This is a genomic window from Methanocorpusculum sp. (genome assembly GCF_030655665.1).
GTDB lineage: Archaea > Halobacteriota > Methanomicrobia > Methanomicrobiales > Methanocorpusculaceae > Methanocorpusculum.
Genome location: NZ_JAUSPQ010000004.1, coordinates 202,520 through 219,398 on the forward strand (window position 1 = coordinate 202,520; position 16,879 = coordinate 219,398).

General features: G+C 47.1%; 19 protein-coding genes and 2 tRNA genes. 5 read left to right on the top strand and 16 right to left on the bottom strand.

The window, feature by feature from the left end; genetic code table 11:
* Positions 1–47 precede the first annotated feature (47 nt).
* Positions 48–482, top strand: coding sequence for a peptidylprolyl isomerase (locus Q7J08_RS02415; RefSeq protein ID WP_304910097.1), 435 nt, complete (start codon positions 48–50; stop codon positions 480–482).
* A complete protein-coding gene (locus Q7J08_RS02420) occupies positions 475–1,287 on the top strand; it encodes a site-specific DNA-methyltransferase (protein WP_304910098.1) in 813 nt (270 codons plus the stop codon). The genes Q7J08_RS02415 and Q7J08_RS02420 overlap by 8 nt, the downstream gene beginning before the upstream one ends.
* Before the next feature lie 17 nt (positions 1,288–1,304).
* On the opposite strand, the gene Q7J08_RS02425 is transcribed toward Q7J08_RS02420, so the two are convergent.
* From Q7J08_RS02425 to Q7J08_RS02460, 8 genes are all read right to left on the bottom strand, one after another.
* A complete protein-coding gene (locus Q7J08_RS02425; protein WP_304910099.1) occupies positions 1,305–1,865 on the bottom strand; it encodes a nicotinamide-nucleotide adenylyltransferase in 561 nt (186 codons plus the stop codon).
* The gene (gene nadX / locus Q7J08_RS02430; protein ID WP_304910100.1) at positions 1,862–2,617 is read right to left on the bottom strand and encodes an aspartate dehydrogenase; all 756 of its coding nucleotides are present in this window, start codon (positions 2,615–2,617) and stop codon (positions 1,862–1,864) included. Before nadX ends, Q7J08_RS02425 begins: the two co-directional genes overlap by 4 nt.
* A gap of 160 nt (positions 2,618–2,777) precedes the next feature.
* Complete coding sequence (gene npdG, locus Q7J08_RS02435; RefSeq protein WP_304910101.1) at positions 2,778–3,449, bottom strand: NADPH-dependent F420 reductase; 672 nt, start codon at positions 3,447–3,449, stop codon at positions 2,778–2,780.
* A gap of 26 nt (positions 3,450–3,475) precedes the next feature.
* On the bottom strand, positions 3,476–4,549 hold the full coding sequence (locus tag Q7J08_RS02440; RefSeq protein WP_304910102.1) for an NAD(P)-dependent alcohol dehydrogenase: 1,074 nt from the start codon (positions 4,547–4,549) through the stop codon (positions 3,476–3,478).
* A 273-nt stretch (positions 4,550–4,822) separates the two neighbouring features.
* Complete coding sequence (locus tag Q7J08_RS02445) at positions 4,823–5,110, bottom strand: putative quinol monooxygenase (RefSeq protein ID WP_304910103.1); 288 nt, start codon at positions 5,108–5,110, stop codon at positions 4,823–4,825.
* Between the two features lie 532 nt (positions 5,111–5,642).
* A complete protein-coding gene (locus Q7J08_RS02450; protein ID WP_304910104.1) occupies positions 5,643–6,440 on the bottom strand; it encodes a TrmB family transcriptional regulator in 798 nt (265 codons plus the stop codon).
* 418 nt (positions 6,441–6,858) lie between these two features.
* Positions 6,859–8,982: a DEAD/DEAH box helicase gene (locus tag Q7J08_RS02455; RefSeq protein ID WP_304910105.1), complete on the bottom strand. Its 2,124-nt coding sequence runs from the start codon at positions 8,980–8,982 to the stop codon at positions 6,859–6,861.
* Complete coding sequence (locus tag Q7J08_RS02460; protein ID WP_304910106.1) at positions 8,979–9,341, bottom strand: co-chaperone YbbN; 363 nt, start codon at positions 9,339–9,341, stop codon at positions 8,979–8,981. Before Q7J08_RS02460 ends, Q7J08_RS02455 begins: the two co-directional genes overlap by 4 nt.
* Before the next feature lie 121 nt (positions 9,342–9,462).
* On the opposite strand from Q7J08_RS02460, the gene Q7J08_RS02465 reads away from it, so the two are divergent.
* Positions 9,463–9,537: transfer RNA gene (locus tag Q7J08_RS02465), tRNA-Met, on the top strand.
* An 84-nt stretch (positions 9,538–9,621) separates the two neighbouring features.
* Here Q7J08_RS02465 and Q7J08_RS02470 read toward each other — a convergent pair.
* Both Q7J08_RS02470 and Q7J08_RS02475 read right to left on the bottom strand, forming a co-directional pair.
* Positions 9,622–10,344, bottom strand: coding sequence for a tRNA(His) guanylyltransferase Thg1 family protein (locus tag Q7J08_RS02470; RefSeq protein ID WP_304910107.1), 723 nt, complete (start codon positions 10,342–10,344; stop codon positions 9,622–9,624).
* Positions 10,345–10,354: 10 nt separating this feature from the next.
* Positions 10,355–10,627 (bottom strand): PRC-barrel domain-containing protein, encoded by a 273-nt coding sequence (locus Q7J08_RS02475; protein WP_042697121.1) that lies wholly within the window; start codon positions 10,625–10,627, stop codon positions 10,355–10,357.
* A gap of 102 nt (positions 10,628–10,729) precedes the next feature.
* On the opposite strand from Q7J08_RS02475, the gene Q7J08_RS02480 reads away from it, so the two are divergent.
* Positions 10,730–11,185 (top strand): N-acetyltransferase, encoded by a 456-nt coding sequence (locus Q7J08_RS02480; RefSeq protein WP_304910108.1) that lies wholly within the window; start codon positions 10,730–10,732, stop codon positions 11,183–11,185.
* Here Q7J08_RS02480 and Q7J08_RS02485 read toward each other — a convergent pair.
* The 3 genes from Q7J08_RS02485 to Q7J08_RS02495 are packed head-to-tail and all read right to left on the bottom strand — an operon-like array spanning position 11,182 to position 14,939.
* A complete protein-coding gene (locus tag Q7J08_RS02485) occupies positions 11,182–12,837 on the bottom strand; it encodes a radical SAM protein (protein WP_304910109.1) in 1,656 nt (551 codons plus the stop codon). The two genes, Q7J08_RS02480 and Q7J08_RS02485, sit on opposite strands and share 4 nt — an antisense overlap.
* The gene (locus Q7J08_RS02490; protein ID WP_304910110.1) at positions 12,827–13,456 is read right to left on the bottom strand and encodes a 6-hydroxymethylpterin diphosphokinase MptE-like protein; all 630 of its coding nucleotides are present in this window, start codon (positions 13,454–13,456) and stop codon (positions 12,827–12,829) included. Before Q7J08_RS02490 ends, Q7J08_RS02485 begins: the two co-directional genes overlap by 11 nt.
* Positions 13,446–14,939: a DHH family phosphoesterase gene (locus tag Q7J08_RS02495; RefSeq protein ID WP_304910111.1), complete on the bottom strand. Its 1,494-nt coding sequence runs from the start codon at positions 14,937–14,939 to the stop codon at positions 13,446–13,448. The genes Q7J08_RS02490 and Q7J08_RS02495 overlap by 11 nt, the downstream gene beginning before the upstream one ends.
* A 124-nt stretch (positions 14,940–15,063) precedes the next feature.
* Between Q7J08_RS02495 and Q7J08_RS02500 the strand changes: the two genes are divergently transcribed.
* Positions 15,064–15,137, top strand: a tRNA-Lys gene (locus Q7J08_RS02500).
* A 191-nt stretch (positions 15,138–15,328) separates the two neighbouring features.
* Here Q7J08_RS02500 and Q7J08_RS02505 read toward each other — a convergent pair.
* The 3 genes from Q7J08_RS02505 to Q7J08_RS02515 are packed head-to-tail and all read right to left on the bottom strand — an operon-like array spanning position 15,329 to position 16,725.
* Positions 15,329–15,721 carry a Zn-ribbon domain-containing protein gene (locus Q7J08_RS02505; protein WP_304910112.1) on the bottom strand — a complete coding sequence of 131 codons (393 nt, stop codon included), beginning with the start codon at positions 15,719–15,721 and terminating at the stop codon, positions 15,329–15,331.
* Positions 15,722–15,724: 3 nt separating this feature from the next.
* A complete protein-coding gene (locus Q7J08_RS02510; protein WP_304910113.1) occupies positions 15,725–16,093 on the bottom strand; it encodes a DUF2073 domain-containing protein in 369 nt (122 codons plus the stop codon).
* A 5-nt stretch (positions 16,094–16,098) separates the two neighbouring features.
* Complete coding sequence (locus Q7J08_RS02515; protein ID WP_304910114.1) at positions 16,099–16,725, bottom strand: Era-like GTP-binding protein; 627 nt, start codon at positions 16,723–16,725, stop codon at positions 16,099–16,101.
* Positions 16,726–16,879 lie beyond the last annotated feature (154 nt).

The window sequence follows — 16,879 nt, forward strand, 5'->3', positions numbered from 1 at the left end:
CCATAAACGCGAACCTTTAAAGTATTTCTTCAGTCATACAGATAGGTATGTCTGTCGTAGAATCCGGGGATACGCTGCAGCTCCACTTCATCAGCAAACGACCGGACGGAGAGATATTTGAGAATACTCATACACATGAGCCGGTCACCGTCATTATTGGAAATAAACAGATCAATCCTGCCTTTGAGGAGGCGCTTCTAGGTAAAACCGAAGGGGAAACGGTGACCGTCGTCCTTCCTCCGGAAAAAGCCTATGGTAAATATCTGAAACGTCTGGTCATCCCGATAAATCGAAAAAAACTCCGGCTCGAACATGAACCAAAACCCGGAGAGATCATTACTGTAGAAGTTTTTGATCGGCCGTGTAAAGTTACAGTCGTCGGCGTAACGCAGAGGAAGATCACGGTGGACGCAAACCATCCTCTCGCAGGGGAGACGCTTACATATGAGATCACTATTGAAAAGATCATGAAACATGACTGAACTCAACATGATCTACGACTTGGACTGTGTCGACGGGATGCGGAAACTGCCCGACGGCATGATCGATGTTATCGTGACCTCGCCCCCGTACAACATTGGAAAAGCCTACACTACCTACGATGACACAATCCCGCGCAATGCATATCTGAAGTGGATGGAGACGGTCGCAGAAGAGTCATACCGCGTTCTTTCTGATCAGGGCTCCTTTTATCTGAACGTGGGCGGGAGTCTGAAAGATCCCTGGATCCCGATCGATGTGGCACAGAAGTTTCGGGAGCAGGGATTCGTTCTCCAGAACATGATCCACTGGATAAAATCCATCGCACTTCCTGAGGAAGGGGTAGCTGCCGGACATTACAAACCGATAAACAGTAAACGCTACCATAACGACTGTCATGAGTTCATCTATCACTTCACGAAAAAAGGAGCTGTCCAGATTGACCGGCTGGCAAACGGTGTTCCTTATCAGGACAAGAGTAATGTGAACCGCTGGGGCGGGGATAAACGGGATCTCAGAGACAGAGGAAACACTTGGTTCATTCCGTATGAAACCATCCGGGAAAGCAGACCGCATCCGGCGACGTTCCCCATCCAGCTTCCTCTGATGTGCATTAAAGATCACGGGTTAGGAAACTGCCGGCTGGTGATGGATCCATTCATGGGAATCGGAAACACGGCGATCGCGGCGATACGCCTTGGCGTTCCTTTCATCGGTTTCGAGATCGATGAATGCTACAGAAAGATCGCTAACGAGAGAGTTGCTGCAGAGACGTATGAAGTTGAGAGAGAAAATCCGACAGAATAAATCTGAAAAAAATCATATCAAACAAAATATGGTTGTGATTGGGGCCGCAAACTGCCTAATGCAACCGATTCATCCGTCTGATTAATAAACCGAATCCTCTGAACCCCTGAAATCTCTTCAATTACCCTCACCGTCTCAAGTGGTACATACGATGTCCAGTCATCTCCAGTCATCACCGTAGAACACCATTTCTCACTCGACAACACTTTATGAGGGCAACGCCCGGACGGGCAGACAACTGTTCTTCCCGCCTCCTGAAACAACTGGCTGATTAACGGATTTGAGGTATATACCATATTAAATGGAGGGCACATAGATACAACATGAGAAACCCATAACGAATTTCGCTTAACATCTTCAAGCGGGATAATATACACAGGGATTTCAAGACACACTAAATCCCGGGCAATCATCAAAACACGCTCTCCTGCTGTAAACGGATGGCGAACGGTATGGCTCAATTGTGCACTGCCGATGCCGATGACCAATTCATCGACCTCTTCAGCGATTTTTTGAATGAAAGCTTTATGCCCGTTATGATAAGGCTGAAACCTCCCCACATAAAGTCCGCGTATCATGCACCGATTACCAGAGGACTGTCCAGCGATTCCAGAAGACTCAATACTGACAACGCTGCCAGATAGCTGGTTGCCGGATTTTCCGGAGCCGGAAGGTTTTGGATTCGAATATACGCATCGCCGAACTCTCCCGCGAAAAAGATCTCATGCATATTCTGTTCTGCTTTCGGATCGACCCACAGTTCGACATCGGCCTCTCTTCCGCATGCAAGCGAGAGAGAGATGGCAACATTCGTATTTTTCGGATACAACGCTATGCAGTCACGGGCTTTTCCGGCGAAAAGACACTTGGAGACTAATTCATCGGAGTGTAAAGAGCGCGGCGGTTTTGTCGTTTTCAAAAAAAGCTTATCAACCCGGGAGATTTTTCCGACACGGACATTATCCAGACCCATAATGGCCCCGGATGGAATATGGATCCTTCGATGAAGTTGTTTTGCGGTAGTCAGCAGCTCTTTTCGAAACAAGTCATCTGCAAGAGCGCCAACGCTTAGAAGGATAAGATCCCTTCCGGCAAGCAAAACTTTCTCTGCAAGTTCTTTTACGGCATTGATCGAAGCAACTTCCACAACGATATCAAGCTGCTCATGCAAAAATGCGTCGATATCGGAAAATGGTTTCACCCCGTATTTTTCAGAAAATGCAGCGACCCGCTCGGGAATAGAATCATAGGCGGCGACGATTTTGAATGACTTTTGCCGTTCGGCTAAAATAGATCCAACATTACCACAACCGATAACCCCAACTTTCATTGGACTTGAGTATATAGGAGTCATAATTTACTTTTTCACCTATCTGTGATAAAAGAAAAAAATGAGCAGATAACTTTGAACCGCTCATTTTAGCTCTTTCTGGTAGGAAAGAGAGGGTTTACCTAAGAGAAATTTGACAGACACAATCAGTCTTGAGTTATTATTTGAAGTAGACCCCTACATCTTTAAGACCATTGTTCATTGCAAGGGTAATTACAAGCGGCGTAATACTTTCAATTACCCCCGAAACTGCCAGTGGTCCCGCATCAAGCGGCTTGAGTTTCGAGACACTGGAAACCAGGTCCATAACGACCTTCTTTGCTTCCTTGTCATCTCCGCATACACAAACACTGTAGTCGAGTTCCTCATCAAGTTCCATCCACTTTCCAGATGCAACATTGTTGAACCCTGTACAGAGTTTTGCAGATGCGGGCAGCATCTTCTTTACTGCAAGAGCTGCGGATCCTTCCGCCGGGCGATCAGGCAGGAAGTATTTTTCCTTCGGGAACCGAAGCATCGGGTTGATAAGTGAAACAACGATCTTGTTTTCAAATACGTCCTTGCCGATTGATTCAATAGTCGATTCGATTTTGTCAAACGGAACTGAGAGAATGATGATATCAGCATCACAAACACTTGAATTCGTTCCACCGTTGCAGACCCCTCCCGTACAACAGCGGTCATTGAGGCAGCAGGTAACTCCGTCTGCAGCAACGATCGCTTTTGACGGGTCACGGGATCCGATTGCCACATCGAATTTTCCACCGATACAAATCCGACGTGCGAGACCTTCGCCGATATTCCCAGTTCCACCGATTATTCCAACTTTCATGATATCATTTCCTGATTTAATGAGTATTACTCTTTGATGGTGACAACCGGTTTGATAAGGTCACTTGGTTTGTCTTTCATTAAGAGAAGTGCTTGTTCAATCTTGTCAAAGCCCTTGAATCTGTGGGTAAGTAATGGTGAGAGATCAAGTTTTCCTACTTCAACGAGGCTGGCGAGCTTCTCCATCCGCAGTCTGCCTCCGGTCATTAACCCGCAGTGAATAAACTTGTTGCTCATACCGCAGCCCCACTCGATACGCGGAATCGTTACGAACTCGCCTTTACCGAGGTAGTTGACATTCCCGATGATTCCTCCGGGTTTGACCATCTTGATTGCTTCCTGCATGGTGTTGACATCTCCGCCGGCGATACAGACTTTGTCCACACCTTTGCCGTCGGTCTTGTCCAGAACCTGCTCGACAATATCACCGTTCTTATAGTTGATAATGTCGGTAGCACCATATCCGCGGGCTGCATTTGCGCAGTCTTTTCTGCTGCCTACCGCAAGGATGTGGGATGCCCCCATGTGATTTGCACCGGCTACTGCCATAAGTCCGACAGGGCCGATACCAATACAGCAGACTGTGTCACCAAGTTTCACATCGGCAAGTTCTGCAGCCTGGAATCCGGTTGGGACCATGTCTGCAATCATTGATGCTTCAGCTACCGGGATAGAGTCGGGCAGTATTGCAAGGTTTGCATCTGCTTCGTTTACGTGGAAAAGTTCCCCGAAAACACCGTCTTTAAAGTTGGAAAATTTCCAGCCTGAGAGCATTCCCCCGGAGTGCTGGGCAAAGCCGGCCTGTGCCTCAATGGAAAGCCAGTCAGGAGTGATTGCCGGAACAATTACACGGTCTCCGGGTTTGAAGTCTTTAACCATGGATCCTACTTCGACAACTTCTCCAACAGCTTCATGTCCGAGAATCATGTCATGGCGTTCTCCGAGCGCTCCTTCCCAGACGGTGTGAACATCTGAGCTGCATGGTGCAACTGCGAGAGGTGCGACGATTGCATCAAGAGGTCCGCACTTTGGTGCTTCTTTCTCAATCCAGCCGATCTCTCCGATCCGCTTCATTGCCAATCCTTTTATTGTTTTTTTCATACGTGTCACATCCAAAAGATATGTATGGTTCTGTCGATTGATTCCCTTTCATCACTAATGCCACATGTGACCAAAATACCAATCAACAAATTACTCTTATGAAGTAACGTAATAAAAGAATGTTGTAACCAAGAATGCGGACAATAATTCTTCCATCAAATAAAGATGTGTAATGAGTAAATTCGATGATAAACATCACTTTTGAGATGAAATTAGTATAATTTAGGCACATTGAAAAAAAAGTGATTTTGATTAATCAGGGGAGAGAAGAGTTCAGGTAAGTTTTCTGAAGAGAGATATGTCAAGAGGTCCGGCGAATAACTGACCGGCTTTTTCGACAAAATGGTTGAAATGCGGAGTTGCATTGTGAGCTTCGATCGCGGCCGAATCTTTCCAGCATTCGATAAATGTGAACTTCTCGGGAGAAGCTAGGTCCCCATAGAAATCATAGGATACGTTCCCTTCTTCTTTTCTGCTGATTTTAACTAATTCCAAGGCTAATTCCAGGAGATCGTCGACAGCATCTTTTTTTGCGGTACATTTTGCTATAATTGTTATCATAGATTATTGCTCCGTTGACCATTCGGCAACGGTTGTATTTTTTGAGGAAGGGACCATAAAGCTATCCATGGAGCCGGCAAAATGCCTTGTTCGGAAATCAAGGAGCAGATTCATTAAATTAGTTCAGGAAAGATATTATTAGATTATCGATGTTTACTCTTAATTGATGAAGAAAATGATATAGGATCCTGACAAGATGGGAAAATACTGCTACAATGAACGAAAGCATGATCTAGATTCCCGGGAATACCTCACACGAACACCGGGATCGATATTGACTCAGGGGTCAGCGTTCTGATGAAAATCACAACGCTCCGGAATAAATCTCCATTCAAATACTATCCGGCTGTTCTAAAATTGGTTGATTCTAACCTGCGCGTCGAAAGAACACGGGATATTACCATGTGTATTGAGAAACGTTTCGTACCCCCCTCGGTAAATACCGACCATTTCCCAAACATCATTGGTAGAAGATATACCTGATGGATGGGGATCGACGTACATGAGTGGAAATACGAGCAGGTTATTCGTGTTATTTCACCGGTTTAATCGTTTTGAGGAAATTTTTGACGACAAATTCCGCATATACATCAGACTCGGTGGAAAAAGCAAACTCTTCATTATTTGATCTCAGAATGCCAAGTGTTGAACTCCGGTCACAATAGAAATATATCAAAAACGGGAGGGTTTCTTTTCCGGTAAAGAATGATACCTGCATAAGATTTCGTTGCAGGGTATCAGTCGTCATATAACATTTGATCGGTGCTACTTTTGCTATTTCATCGGTTAATACGACCAGATAAACAGGAATGCGTTTTGCGGTTTCGGCAATGATACCCGCATATTTGTGCAGTGTATCTTTATCGTTGCAGACTACAAGGAGTTCTGATTTTGTCCGTTTGAGTTTCAGATCGACCTGCGTGGAAATTGCCTTTCGCGTGTGGAATTCTGTTATACCGGTGACTTCATAGGGACGGTGGATATTCTGTATGTCCAGCAGGCATTCCCGCAGCTTATCTAATCTCTGCATTTCCAGACTTAATACCCGTAGATAGGTTCGTTCTGCATCATCAGCACGGTAATAGACAGGGTTTGTACCAAATTCAGTGACGAATCCCTGCTTACTCAGGTCATCAAGAGTTTCGTAAATACGCCCCCGGGGAATACCCGTCAATTCATGAAGTTCAGTTGCTTTTGCGATTCCAATAGAAAATAGTGTTGTATAAACCTTTGCAGAATATTCCCGCATTCCACAGGCAACTAATCGGTCCTGAATTGATTTTGTAGTATCATCTTCTGCCAATTTACCGTCCCCATATATGATAAGCATAGTATCAGGGTTTTTCATTTATAAAGTTTGTACTCCTCAATACTCGTACAGGGACGATTTCTCTGATTAAGAAGGAGAAAATTGTTACCCTCATTTCTCATGGGAGAAAAGGAGAGAGATCACGGCAAATATTTCATATTACTCGTCCAAACTCGACAATATCCGGTTATATCTACAGTATTTAGAGTGATATCTTGCATTTATCAAACAAATTTGTGAGTAATTAGATTATATCTAAATTGATATATTTCATCTTCCTGAGAGATATTTATTATAAAAACCAGTGATTTATTTATTCCAATAAATAAAAAATAATCAATTTATTCCATCTTTCCAAATTTATTCCGCCCAACTAGGAGCGAAAACATAATATATCATTCACAATGTTCCCGCTATTGATAAACAAAAATTATATATATTATTCGTGAAGTTGAAACCCGGACAAAGCAGTAAGCAAAGCAGGGATCTCATAATAATCGTAAGCCGCCATCTCCAATCGAAGATCTTCAGGGAGGAGTTCACCGAACTTCCAAGTAGTTTCCGGAAGGCGAGGGAGCTCCTCTGCAAGCGAGATAACAGACATATGACCCAGCTCTTCAAGGATACCAGAAATATATTCACCTGCTTTTGGTGATTCCCAGTCGAAGATCCGGATCGCAAACTGCGTGTAACGAACGGCATGTTTTCCATCAAGCCGGTTTTTGAGCAGATGGGCAAGAACCTGATTTGTCCGTGTCCCGAGAAATGTGGATACAACGACCGAATATCCGTTCAGTTCTGGCTCGGTGCGAAGATGGATTGTCCCGGGCGAAAAATCATCAGGCAGCATCCTGATCAGATCGTCGACCATCATTTTTTGCTCAGGAGGAAGAGGGATACCTGATCCCCCGCGTTCAAGAACAGCGGCAACCGACTGACACACAAGACTGCTTGCATAACTCCCCCCGTCCCCGCCGCTCCAGAACGGACGTTTCACATCTCCCTTGGCGAAGGCCGGTTCGATGAGAACACGTTTATGTGCATCGTCTCGGTGAAGCAGACGCCAGGTTTTGCCGGTGAACGAGAACGTCTTTCCCGGGTCACCTGCCACAAACCGCGGATCGAGGGTGCCGATTACCGTCCCATCAGGAAGAACCGCTAGAAACCCTCCTGCATCCCGGATAACAGAGATCAGAGAGAGCCAGTTGGATCGCCCTAGTTCCATCTCGGCCTTGGTTCCGGCAAGGTACAGATCGCCGGAGCAGGTCAGATAATTTTCCGCGACAAGATACTCCAGAATTGCGGGAAAATGGTTGACGGACAATTCCTTAAATGGCGTCAGGGCGCGAAGCAGCTTGATGATACTCCCAAGGCTCATTCCTGTCCTGCCTTTCAGGAGAAGGAACAACTGCTGAATAAGAACATGATATGGACATGAAGGGGCCTTCAGTGACTCGACCGAATGATTCATTGCGGCCTCAATCACCGAAACGGCGGTCAGAAGGTCACACGCATTTGTGACGATAAAAGTCATTCTTGCAGGTTTTCCCCGCCGGCCTGTACGTCCCAGTCTTTGCAGAAATGAGGAGACCGATCGTGGGGCCCCATACTGAACGACAAGATCGAGCTCTCCGATATCGATACCGAGTTCCATTGTGCTCGTACAGATAACACAGGTCCCGCCATCCAGTTCGAATGAAAGTTCCGCAGCCTCGCGGTCTTCCGGCGAAACAGAGGAATGATGAAGAAACACCGAAGGTAGCTCGTCGCGTAAGGGAATGACCAGTTTCTCGGCAAGACTCCGGCTGTCGGTAAAGACCAGAGCTTTTTTTCCTGACACGGATTTTGCGATCTCATGCACCTGTCTTGAAAACTCCTGTTCCACCACAAACGTAAACTGTTTTTTTGTCGGTGGGGAAGGGATGGAGACGAGATGTTTGTTCCGGTCCGGTCCGGAGAACCAGTCAAGCAGGACCTCAGGATTGCCGACCGTTGCCGACAGACCTATCCTGGTGATCTGTTTTTTTCCAAGCGTATCCAAACGATCCATAAGACAGCGTAGATGGACCCCGCGGTCCGACTCCATGAAGGCATGGATCTCATCAATAATGATATATCTGACATCAGCAAATGCATTCCGGGTCCGTGAATCGCTTAAGAGTACCTCGAGTGATTCCGGAGTGGTCAGAAGGATATCTGCATGCTCGGATCCGGAAAAATCAAACCGATCACGTGCGGAGATATCTCCATGCTGGACCGCGGCCCCAAGCCCGGTCCGGGCGCACATGAACAGTATTCTGTCCAGCTGATCATTGATGAGTGCTTTGAGAGGAGAGATATAGATGACCGACAGATGGTCCGAAGGATTTTTTAAAATCCCGTCGATGACCGGAAAAAAAGCCGACTCGGTTTTACCGCCGGCAGTAGGAGCAAGGACCAGCGTATCGGCCCCGCTGCTTACCGAGAGGTACGTCTCCACCTGTACCGGCCGCAGATCATCCCAGCCAAGACCCGTAAGAAGCAGTTCCTGCAGTGTTGGATGAAGCGAAGTAAATACACTCATGCGCGAAATACTGCGTTGAGATCTTCCCTGAACTCTTCTTCCGAAAGAGCACTGGTGCGTATTTTTACAACAGTTCCATTTTTGATGAACATAAGAGTTGGAACGGCGCGTATGTGAAGTTCGGCTGCAATATGACTATTTTCCTCAGTGTTGCATGTACAGAACTGAACTTCTGGATACTCAAGAGAAACTTCAGAAAATATCTGAGCGAAAAAACGACAGGAACCGCACCAATCAGTCAAAAAATCAATTACAAGAGCAGGAATCTGCATAGTAAAAGAGTTGAAGTTCACTTCGGTGAGCGTGAGTATGGGTAATGCCTCGGTCGGCGGGGTAGGCAAATCACTTTCAGATCTCATATTCTATTCAAAGATAGGTGATGAATCCTTATCACCATATGGGAAATCGTTTACAAATCTATTTAAGTACCACTTGCCTATATTATTAGGCACACCAAGATGATGTGCGAAGCTTCTTTGGAGCGAGGTGGGGTAGTCAGGAAATCCCGACGGGCTCATAACCCGTAGATCGATGGTTCAAATCCATCCCTCGCTATGTTTTTACTTTTTATTTTTTTTTTCAGTTACTGTACGTATCTCTCAACATAGAGCAAGATTTAAAAAAAAGAAGAGGATCGTATCAACGAATCTTTGAAAGGACCCATTCCGTTCCTTCCGGTGTTTTAAAGAGCGGCACATCCTCATCGACAATCGCCACGGTCCGCTGAACAGAGACCTTCTCATCCTTTATTGGATTATACCCGTCACGCATCACAACGTCCCGATAGATGCAGATCCCCCGCCTCTCCCACGCCGGAGTAAAAGCGAGGTTGACGCCACGCGAAAAGGCAAACTCATGCAGCGCGGCGGCGTTCATTCCGTCCAGCTGTTTCTGCGCATGCGTCGGGGAGACCCCTTCGTCCAAAAGGAGCTTCTGGGCATACCCGTTCATATGATTTCTCCACGCCTCCGCCTGACGCCACGAAAGATATCCAGGGAACAATCCCTCTTCCATCGGAATGACCCGCGAGTCAAATGCCAGAGGTTCGGATGCACCTGCATACAAGGTAAACGCCGACGAGGCAAAAGCGGCGGAAACGGATACCAGTTTCTCCACCCGACAGTCAAAAACGGGAGCAGGCACATAGAGACTGATCTCATCAGAGAATGTATAGGCAAACGAGGGAGAGAGACCGCTTTCAGTGATCAATGCCAGAGCGGTTTTCACCATAGCATCGGAAAAGACCTTGTCGTAGGGTTTTTTGTACCGGTCTTTGGAAAAACGATGGAAAGATCGGCCGTCAAGCCGCAATACAAAAGGGACGGTTGTGGAAAGACCGGCAAAAATCTCACGATCTTTCATAATAGAAATATTATGCCCCGAATAAGGGTTCGCCGGCAACCTTGAAGGCTCCGGGGATGTGGCGGACTATGATGATGTCGCCGACTTCTTTGACGATTCTGTATGGAATGATGACACCCTGATAGTTCTTCGTGTCGATAACATCTTTATTCACATTTGAAAGAGCGAGACCGCTGATCTTTTTATTGGTAACATCCAAGACAACATCCTCCACCTTACCGAGGAATACTGCCTTATCGGAATAAACACTCATCCCGAATAATTCTGATATCTGCCACTTCATAGTATTGAATGATATCTGCGTTCACACATAAGTAATTTCCTATTTCCGGATAGTATTGCTGAGATATATTCAACTCATCTGAAAACTAAATATTACAAAATCATGGAACATTTCCGGGTCAGAAACTATACTTCAGCAGATTATGCCGCCCTCTGCCAACTGGATGCACCCCTCTTCGAGGGAATGGGGGGGCATGTACTCTTTCGTCACATTGAGGAGCTCTTTCCGGGTCTGTTTTTTATTGCAGAAAACTCAGAGACGCATGAGATCGTGGGATTCGTGCTTGGAGGGATTCATTTTGATGATCCAAAAACAGGAAAGCTGATTCGGATCGGCGTGAAAAGCGACTGCCAGAGAATAGAGGTCGGCACTCAGCTTGCATCCACACTTCTTGCAGAGATGCAAAGACTCGGAGTGAAGAAAGTACATTTGACGGTGGCCGATTCCAATTCTGCTGCGATATCATTCTATGAAAAAAACGGATTTCAAATCAAAAAAAGAGAGGACAAGTACTTTTATCCAGATATATCAAGACTTGTTCTGGAAAAAGAACTTTAAAATTCCATCAGCGGCAGAAGAGGTTCGACCTCTTCGGTTGTTACCACATTTTTAAGATCACTGATCCCGGTGTAAGGCATTCCAGCAACGACCTTCTGTGCTAGTTTTTTGGATATCCCGGGGATCCATTTGAGAGCAGATGACGGTAATGTGTTGATTTGTATCGGAACCGGGAGTGCGGTCAGACTTCTTGCACCGTAGGACACGACGGCAGTATTCAGAAGAGTCCCGAGAGGAAGCTGCATCGGTATCCCGACCAAGACCGGATAGGTCCCCATCTGACGGCCGAATGAGACCTGACCCGTGACTTCGACAAGAACATTACGGAGAACTGTCCCTACAGGAAAGACCCTCTCAAGCATAGGGACATCAAACGTGCTTCTGACATCATCCTTGAACTGATGGAACAATTTATCATGGATTCCAAGACAGTTGTTTTCATATGCCCGGGTCCCTTCAAACGGCATAAGCTGACGGATGTTCACTCTCCGTACAAGGAGACCGGCGGCGAGTATCTTATCCAGAAAGGCTTTGTTCAGAGCAAACGTCTCTGCAGTTTCTCCGGCAAGTCCTCCAATAAAGTTCAGACCAGGTAAAAGCTCCGGGATTCCATTTCGCCGAACGGCGCCGACTTCATTGACTATCTCGATCGCCCGATATATCTGTTCCGGCGAACCTTTCAGATTGTTTGCTTCGATCACGACAGGATCGACTGACTCAACACCAAACGCGGCGATATCTCCTTCCGTATGTCCTTCGACGATTGCGAGAAGTGCCTCGCGGGAGGCTTCTTCATGGCGTGCGATCGTCCCGGGGTTTACGTTATCGATATGCAGGGTCTGGAGATCGGGCGATGCTTCGCGGATGCCGGCAAAAAGCGCCCGGAGTTTGTCGGGTTCGGGTTTCGGATACTCAGCGCCGGATGTCCCGAAGGCGAGCAGGTCAGGCTGACGACCCAGCCGGAAATGCCTGGCTCCTGCTTTTGAAAGGGCAGAAACCTCTGATATGACCCCCGCAATGCCGCGCATCCTCGGCATCCCGTAAAATGGCTCCGTGCAGAAAGAGCATCCACCCGAAATACAGCGGAAACATCCCTTCGCCGTCTCAAGTTCGCACATAACATACGGATAGAACGGATGTTGAAGAATGATATCGGCTCCGAGAACTGCCCATCTGTCGTAATCGGGATAGAACAGCACACCATCCGGCTCCCCGCCGGAAAGATATGCATCCAAGGCGGCAGCCGGCTCTCCGGTGAGCATCGCAGTCCAGCCGGATACGGCCTCTTTCACGGCGCGGGCCCCTCCCTGCGGTGAGTAGCCAAATCCGATCGGACCTCCCAGAAGGGAAATCGTTTTTCCGCGAAGCGTGAATCCAATCTGCTGGAGTTCACTGAGCGTGGCCGGAGTTCCTGAAAGATACTTCCCCGGAACCGTGACTCCTGCAATCATCACGACAACTGGTGCATCCCGAAGTTTTGGAACACTGAGCGGATCCCGACGAAGTTCGTCGATGGTCACATACCGGACAGAGTAACCATGTTCTTTCAGGACACCAGCCACCGTGCGAATATAGGGAGAAATATAGGGCGGGACCCCCAGGCATGCGGGCTCATCCACATACCCGTCTATGATCACCGCATCAAACGTCATGACCTGCCAGTTTGAGAAGTTTGCGGGCGATCATCAATTTCCCGTGTTTGATAGGATCAACATTTTTATCGTCCAGATCGAATCCGATCAGCTGCACGGAACCTGCCCCCAACTCATGAGCTGCGAATACGCATCTGTCCCCGTCGGAAAATCCGCCGAAATTATAGACATTTGCAAGAGGTGTGCTCTGCGTGGTCCCAACGATAGGACCGCGGACCTTCGGCACCCAGGAGCGAACCAGCGGGATATTATCACCGTGGGCATGTAAAACAAGTATTGTCCCCGCGTCGTTCATATCCAGAAAATCATCATCCATGCCATCCATATCCGAGAAGATGATATCCGGTCTGATCCCTCGCGAAAAAAGCACGCTGGCAGCCGCATCTGCGGCGATCACGACTTTCCCGGTCAAATCTGTATTTTTTATATCAGACGGGAGTGACGGGGCATTTCCACAGACAATACAGTCCTTCCCGCGGATCGTATCCCGCAGAAGTGCAATATCGTTCCTTGGTAAAAGCGCCGAAAGAAGCTCGGCCGAACGCTCATCGTCCTCACGCGAGAATCCGAAATACGCAAGGATACGGACGTAATAGGGTTCCCAGTCTTCAGATTTCATCCCCTTCTCCATCGGAAATACCAACGAGTTTCATGAAATTGGAGAGAATAGGGTCGATGACCATGGAAAGGAGTTCCTCTTTATCTTTGACCATGGAAAAAGCGTTCAGCGGGATGGAAAGAGCCGCCATTGTTGCATGACCGCCGGCAGATGCGCCGGGAATCTTGGCAAAAGCCTCCTTCATCACGTCACCAACATGGAGACGGATATCCTTGTTTCTGGCAGAAAGAGTGATGTGGGTATCGGTGATGCCGTACACCATAGACGTCGTTACCCCTTCAAGGGTCAGAAGCATATCTGCTGCCTGCGGAATGGCATCCCTGTTTCTGACATACCCTACATTTGCAAAGAGATACCCCTGTTTTACCTCGCGGTTCAGGATCGCATTACCTAAAACATCGATCGTTTCCTGAGATAGGGACGGGGCCATGATGATCTCAAGGAGTGCACGATCTGCATGCGGAAGAAGGAAGGCTGCATTATACAGATCCTGAGATGAGATATTTCTCTGGAATTCGTGGGTATCTGCACGGATCCCGTAGAATAGTGCCGTCGCGACCTTTGTATCGATCGGAAGATACAGTTCCTGAAGATACTGTGTCAGAATGGAGGCGGTCGCACCGGCATCCGGTCTGGATTCGAGGAACTCGGGTTTATACTCCCGTACCACACCCTCAGCACTGTGGTGATCAACGATAATGTTGATTTTGGTGCTTGGCGGCAGATCGTTGTTCATTCCCGGAGCAACACAGTCCACAAGAGCCAGATAATCACACTGCGCAAGGATTTCTTTCGTGAGATGCTCCATTTTGATCTCAAGGAGATTAACGAAGGCACGATTTTCCTGGTGTCCTATGTTTCCTTCGTAAAGGATCCGGGTTGAAAGTTTGCCTTTAGAGGCATCATGAGCGATCACAGATAAAGCCATTGCACTGGAAATCGAGTCGGGGTCAGGGTTTTTGTGCGTGATAATACCAAGCGTACCTGACCATGAAGAAAGAAGCGAGTAAAGTTTCTGGGCATTTCTCGATGCGATGAGATTGGCCATATGGTTTACCGCAGACTTGGCCACGACCTTCTGCGGATATAATACAACATCGGCTCCGTTATCAGCAAGCTGATCGGTGGAAAAAAGATCCACGGCACGAGCAATCACATTGACATTTGGATACGCCTTTCTGATATTCTGGACCGCGGATAGATTTGCGTCTTTGTCCGATGACAGAACAAATACTACTTCCGGTTCAGGAAGTTTTGTGAGGATCAGAGGGTCACTGATATCGCCTACAGTTGCCTGATGTCGATGATCACGGAGATCATCAATACGTTTTTCATCAGAATCAACGATCAGAATGTTGTCATTCGATTCACTGAGTTCTTCAAGTACATTATAGCCAATGCTCCCGCATCCCAGTATGAGATATTTTATTTGTTTATTTTTATTTTTCGGGGATACGGCCTGAGTCCCGTCAGTCTCAACCATGAGTATCTTATTGGTATTGGTTGTTTATTAAGGATATGGAGATTGAACGGCCTTGAAACGGCCATAAGAAAATCTATAAATATTCCTATGACGTATTTAGTTAGGTCAAACGACACAAATACCGGGGCCTATAGCTTAGTCAGGCATAGCGACGGACTCTTAATCCGTAGGCCAGGGGTTCAAATCCCTTTAGGCCCGCTTCGTTTTTTTGAGATTTTTTACTGTAATTAGCATAATTACCGATTCTCTTAATTTAAAAGTATCACAGCAGCCAAAGATCTAGAAAAAATCATCGTGCAGAAAATCACCAGGATTATAACGCCCACGTGGAATTACAGTTAGCCTGATTACGGTTTTGGCGATATGCTGCAAAAAAAGTACAGATGATCCTATTTCTTTTTTGGATCGCTCTTTCTTTTTGACATGGAAGGAAGATCCAGCATATATTTGCCGTCATCTCCCATCCCTATAATGATATCCTGGGATTCTGCAAGCCGTTCGAGATTCAGTTCGTAGGTACCTTTACTGACGATTCTGACACTCTCGACACGCTCTAAAATATCGGTCGGGCGGGTAGCCGGACCCTGGTGTTTTACTTCGAGCACTTCCTGCTTGGTTTCCTCAGCGATCGTTTCGATAGACTTCTCCTCTAAAACATCCGCGTTTTTCACACGGTCACTTACGTAGAGGAATTTTTTACCGCCGCAACTCGGACATCCGCGAAGGATCTCGACCGACCCGTCACGAAACTCGCGTCCACATTTTGTACACTTATGCGGCATGGATTACTGCGCTGCTGAAGCCCAAGCAATAAGTCTGTCTTTTTCCCGGGAAAGCATTTTGAGCTGATCGACCGGACCGATGACCATCAGACGCGGGGTGTTTGTCTTCTTGCCGAATACTTTCGTAAAGAATCCTTTGTCACCGCCCATCGATGGATACGTTTCGATCTCGATTCCGGTAAATCCACCCGGGGTGATCTCCATCATGGTTGTCTCGAGAAGTTTGCCCTGTTCCTCCGGGGTAAGACCCTGCTCAAGAACAACAACACTGCCCTGACGAACATCATCCAGGATCAGTCGTATCTTTTCATACGACGTCATCTTGGAAAGACGCTCGGCAGACAGCATATCAATCTGAACTCCCTGAATCATCTACCTCACCTGAAAACCTCGGAGATCTTCGCATAAAGCTCTTCCATGTTGTTACCATCAAGACCGGAGATTTGAATCACCGGGTGCTGGGGGAACGCACTCTTGATCCTCTGCGGAGCTGCATCAGGCAGATCGATCTTGTTTGCAACAATAATGACTGGAAGTTTACGGGATTCGATGATACCCACCATCATGATGTTAACATGCATGAACGGGTCCTGGGTACTGTCGAGAACATAGATCACGCCGTCGATATCTTCACGCAGCCAGTGCATTGCTTCTGCAACACCTTCTGTCGCTTCACGGGCACGAGCCACGGCCTCGTCCTGATCCATACCATATTCGAGGAACTCGTGATAATCGATCTTTGTTGTGACACCGGGAGTATCAACGATATCAATAAACAACTTGCTACTGCCCGAGTTGATCTCAACACCTTCCTTTCTTCTCGCACGGCGGGTCTCGTGAGGAATTTCGCTGACTGGACCAACCGCTTCACCGGTCACATCGCGGACAATACGGTTGGCAAGTGTGGTCTTACCCGCATTCGGCGGACCATAGATGCCCACCCGCGAGCGTTTTTTGCCAAACAGCTTTCCGAAAAAGCTTCTGATACGAGGAAATGCTACCATTAAAACACCTAAATTGGACTATGTAGTATATTCTCTCTTAATGAGATATAAACCTCATGCTATTGTCCGGAGAAATATCGACTCAACATAACGGCCTAATCCGACTCCACTCCTAGGGAACTGCGAATACCATCTGGAATCTTTGTTGTGAACA

What these genes read in the sequence shown, in the direction of transcription:
- Q7J08_RS02415 (WP_304910097.1), top strand. Translation starts at nt 48, where the DNA reads ATGTCTGTCGTAGAATCCGGGGATACGCTGCAGCTCCACTTCATCAGC.
- Q7J08_RS02420 (WP_304910098.1), top strand. Translation starts at nt 475, where the DNA reads ATGACTGAACTCAACATGATCTACGACTTGGACTGTGTCGACGGGATG.
- Q7J08_RS02425 (WP_304910099.1), bottom strand. Translation starts at nt 1,865, where the DNA reads ATGATACGCGGACTTTATGTGGGGAGGTTTCAGCCTTATCATAACGGG.
- nadX (WP_304910100.1), bottom strand. Translation starts at nt 2,617, where the DNA reads ATGAAAGTTGGGGTTATCGGTTGTGGTAATGTTGGATCTATTTTAGCC.
- npdG (WP_304910101.1), bottom strand. Translation starts at nt 3,449, where the DNA reads ATGAAAGTTGGAATAATCGGTGGAACTGGGAATATCGGCGAAGGTCTC.
- Q7J08_RS02440 (WP_304910102.1), bottom strand. Translation starts at nt 4,549, where the DNA reads ATGAAAAAAACAATAAAAGGATTGGCAATGAAGCGGATCGGAGAGATC.
- Q7J08_RS02445 (WP_304910103.1), bottom strand. Translation starts at nt 5,110, where the DNA reads ATGATAACAATTATAGCAAAATGTACCGCAAAAAAAGATGCTGTCGAC.
- Q7J08_RS02450 (WP_304910104.1), bottom strand. Translation starts at nt 6,440, where the DNA reads ATGCTTATCATATATGGGGACGGTAAATTGGCAGAAGATGATACTACA.
- Q7J08_RS02455 (WP_304910105.1), bottom strand. Translation starts at nt 8,982, where the DNA reads ATGAGTGTATTTACTTCGCTTCATCCAACACTGCAGGAACTGCTTCTT.
- Q7J08_RS02460 (WP_304910106.1), bottom strand. Translation starts at nt 9,341, where the DNA reads ATGAGATCTGAAAGTGATTTGCCTACCCCGCCGACCGAGGCATTACCC.
- Q7J08_RS02470 (WP_304910107.1), bottom strand. Translation starts at nt 10,344, where the DNA reads ATGAAAGATCGTGAGATTTTTGCCGGTCTTTCCACAACCGTCCCTTTT.
- Q7J08_RS02475 (WP_042697121.1), bottom strand. Translation starts at nt 10,627, where the DNA reads ATGAAGTGGCAGATATCAGAATTATTCGGGATGAGTGTTTATTCCGAT.
- Q7J08_RS02480 (WP_304910108.1), top strand. Translation starts at nt 10,730, where the DNA reads ATGGAACATTTCCGGGTCAGAAACTATACTTCAGCAGATTATGCCGCC.
- Q7J08_RS02485 (WP_304910109.1), bottom strand. Translation starts at nt 12,837, where the DNA reads ATGACGTTTGATGCGGTGATCATAGACGGGTATGTGGATGAGCCCGCA.
- Q7J08_RS02490 (WP_304910110.1), bottom strand. Translation starts at nt 13,456, where the DNA reads ATGAAATCTGAAGACTGGGAACCCTATTACGTCCGTATCCTTGCGTAT.
- Q7J08_RS02495 (WP_304910111.1), bottom strand. Translation starts at nt 14,939, where the DNA reads ATGGTTGAGACTGACGGGACTCAGGCCGTATCCCCGAAAAATAAAAAT.
- Q7J08_RS02505 (WP_304910112.1), bottom strand. Translation starts at nt 15,721, where the DNA reads ATGCCGCATAAGTGTACAAAATGTGGACGCGAGTTTCGTGACGGGTCG.
- Q7J08_RS02510 (WP_304910113.1), bottom strand. Translation starts at nt 16,093, where the DNA reads ATGATTCAGGGAGTTCAGATTGATATGCTGTCTGCCGAGCGTCTTTCC.
- Q7J08_RS02515 (WP_304910114.1), bottom strand. Translation starts at nt 16,725, where the DNA reads ATGGTAGCATTTCCTCGTATCAGAAGCTTTTTCGGAAAGCTGTTTGGC.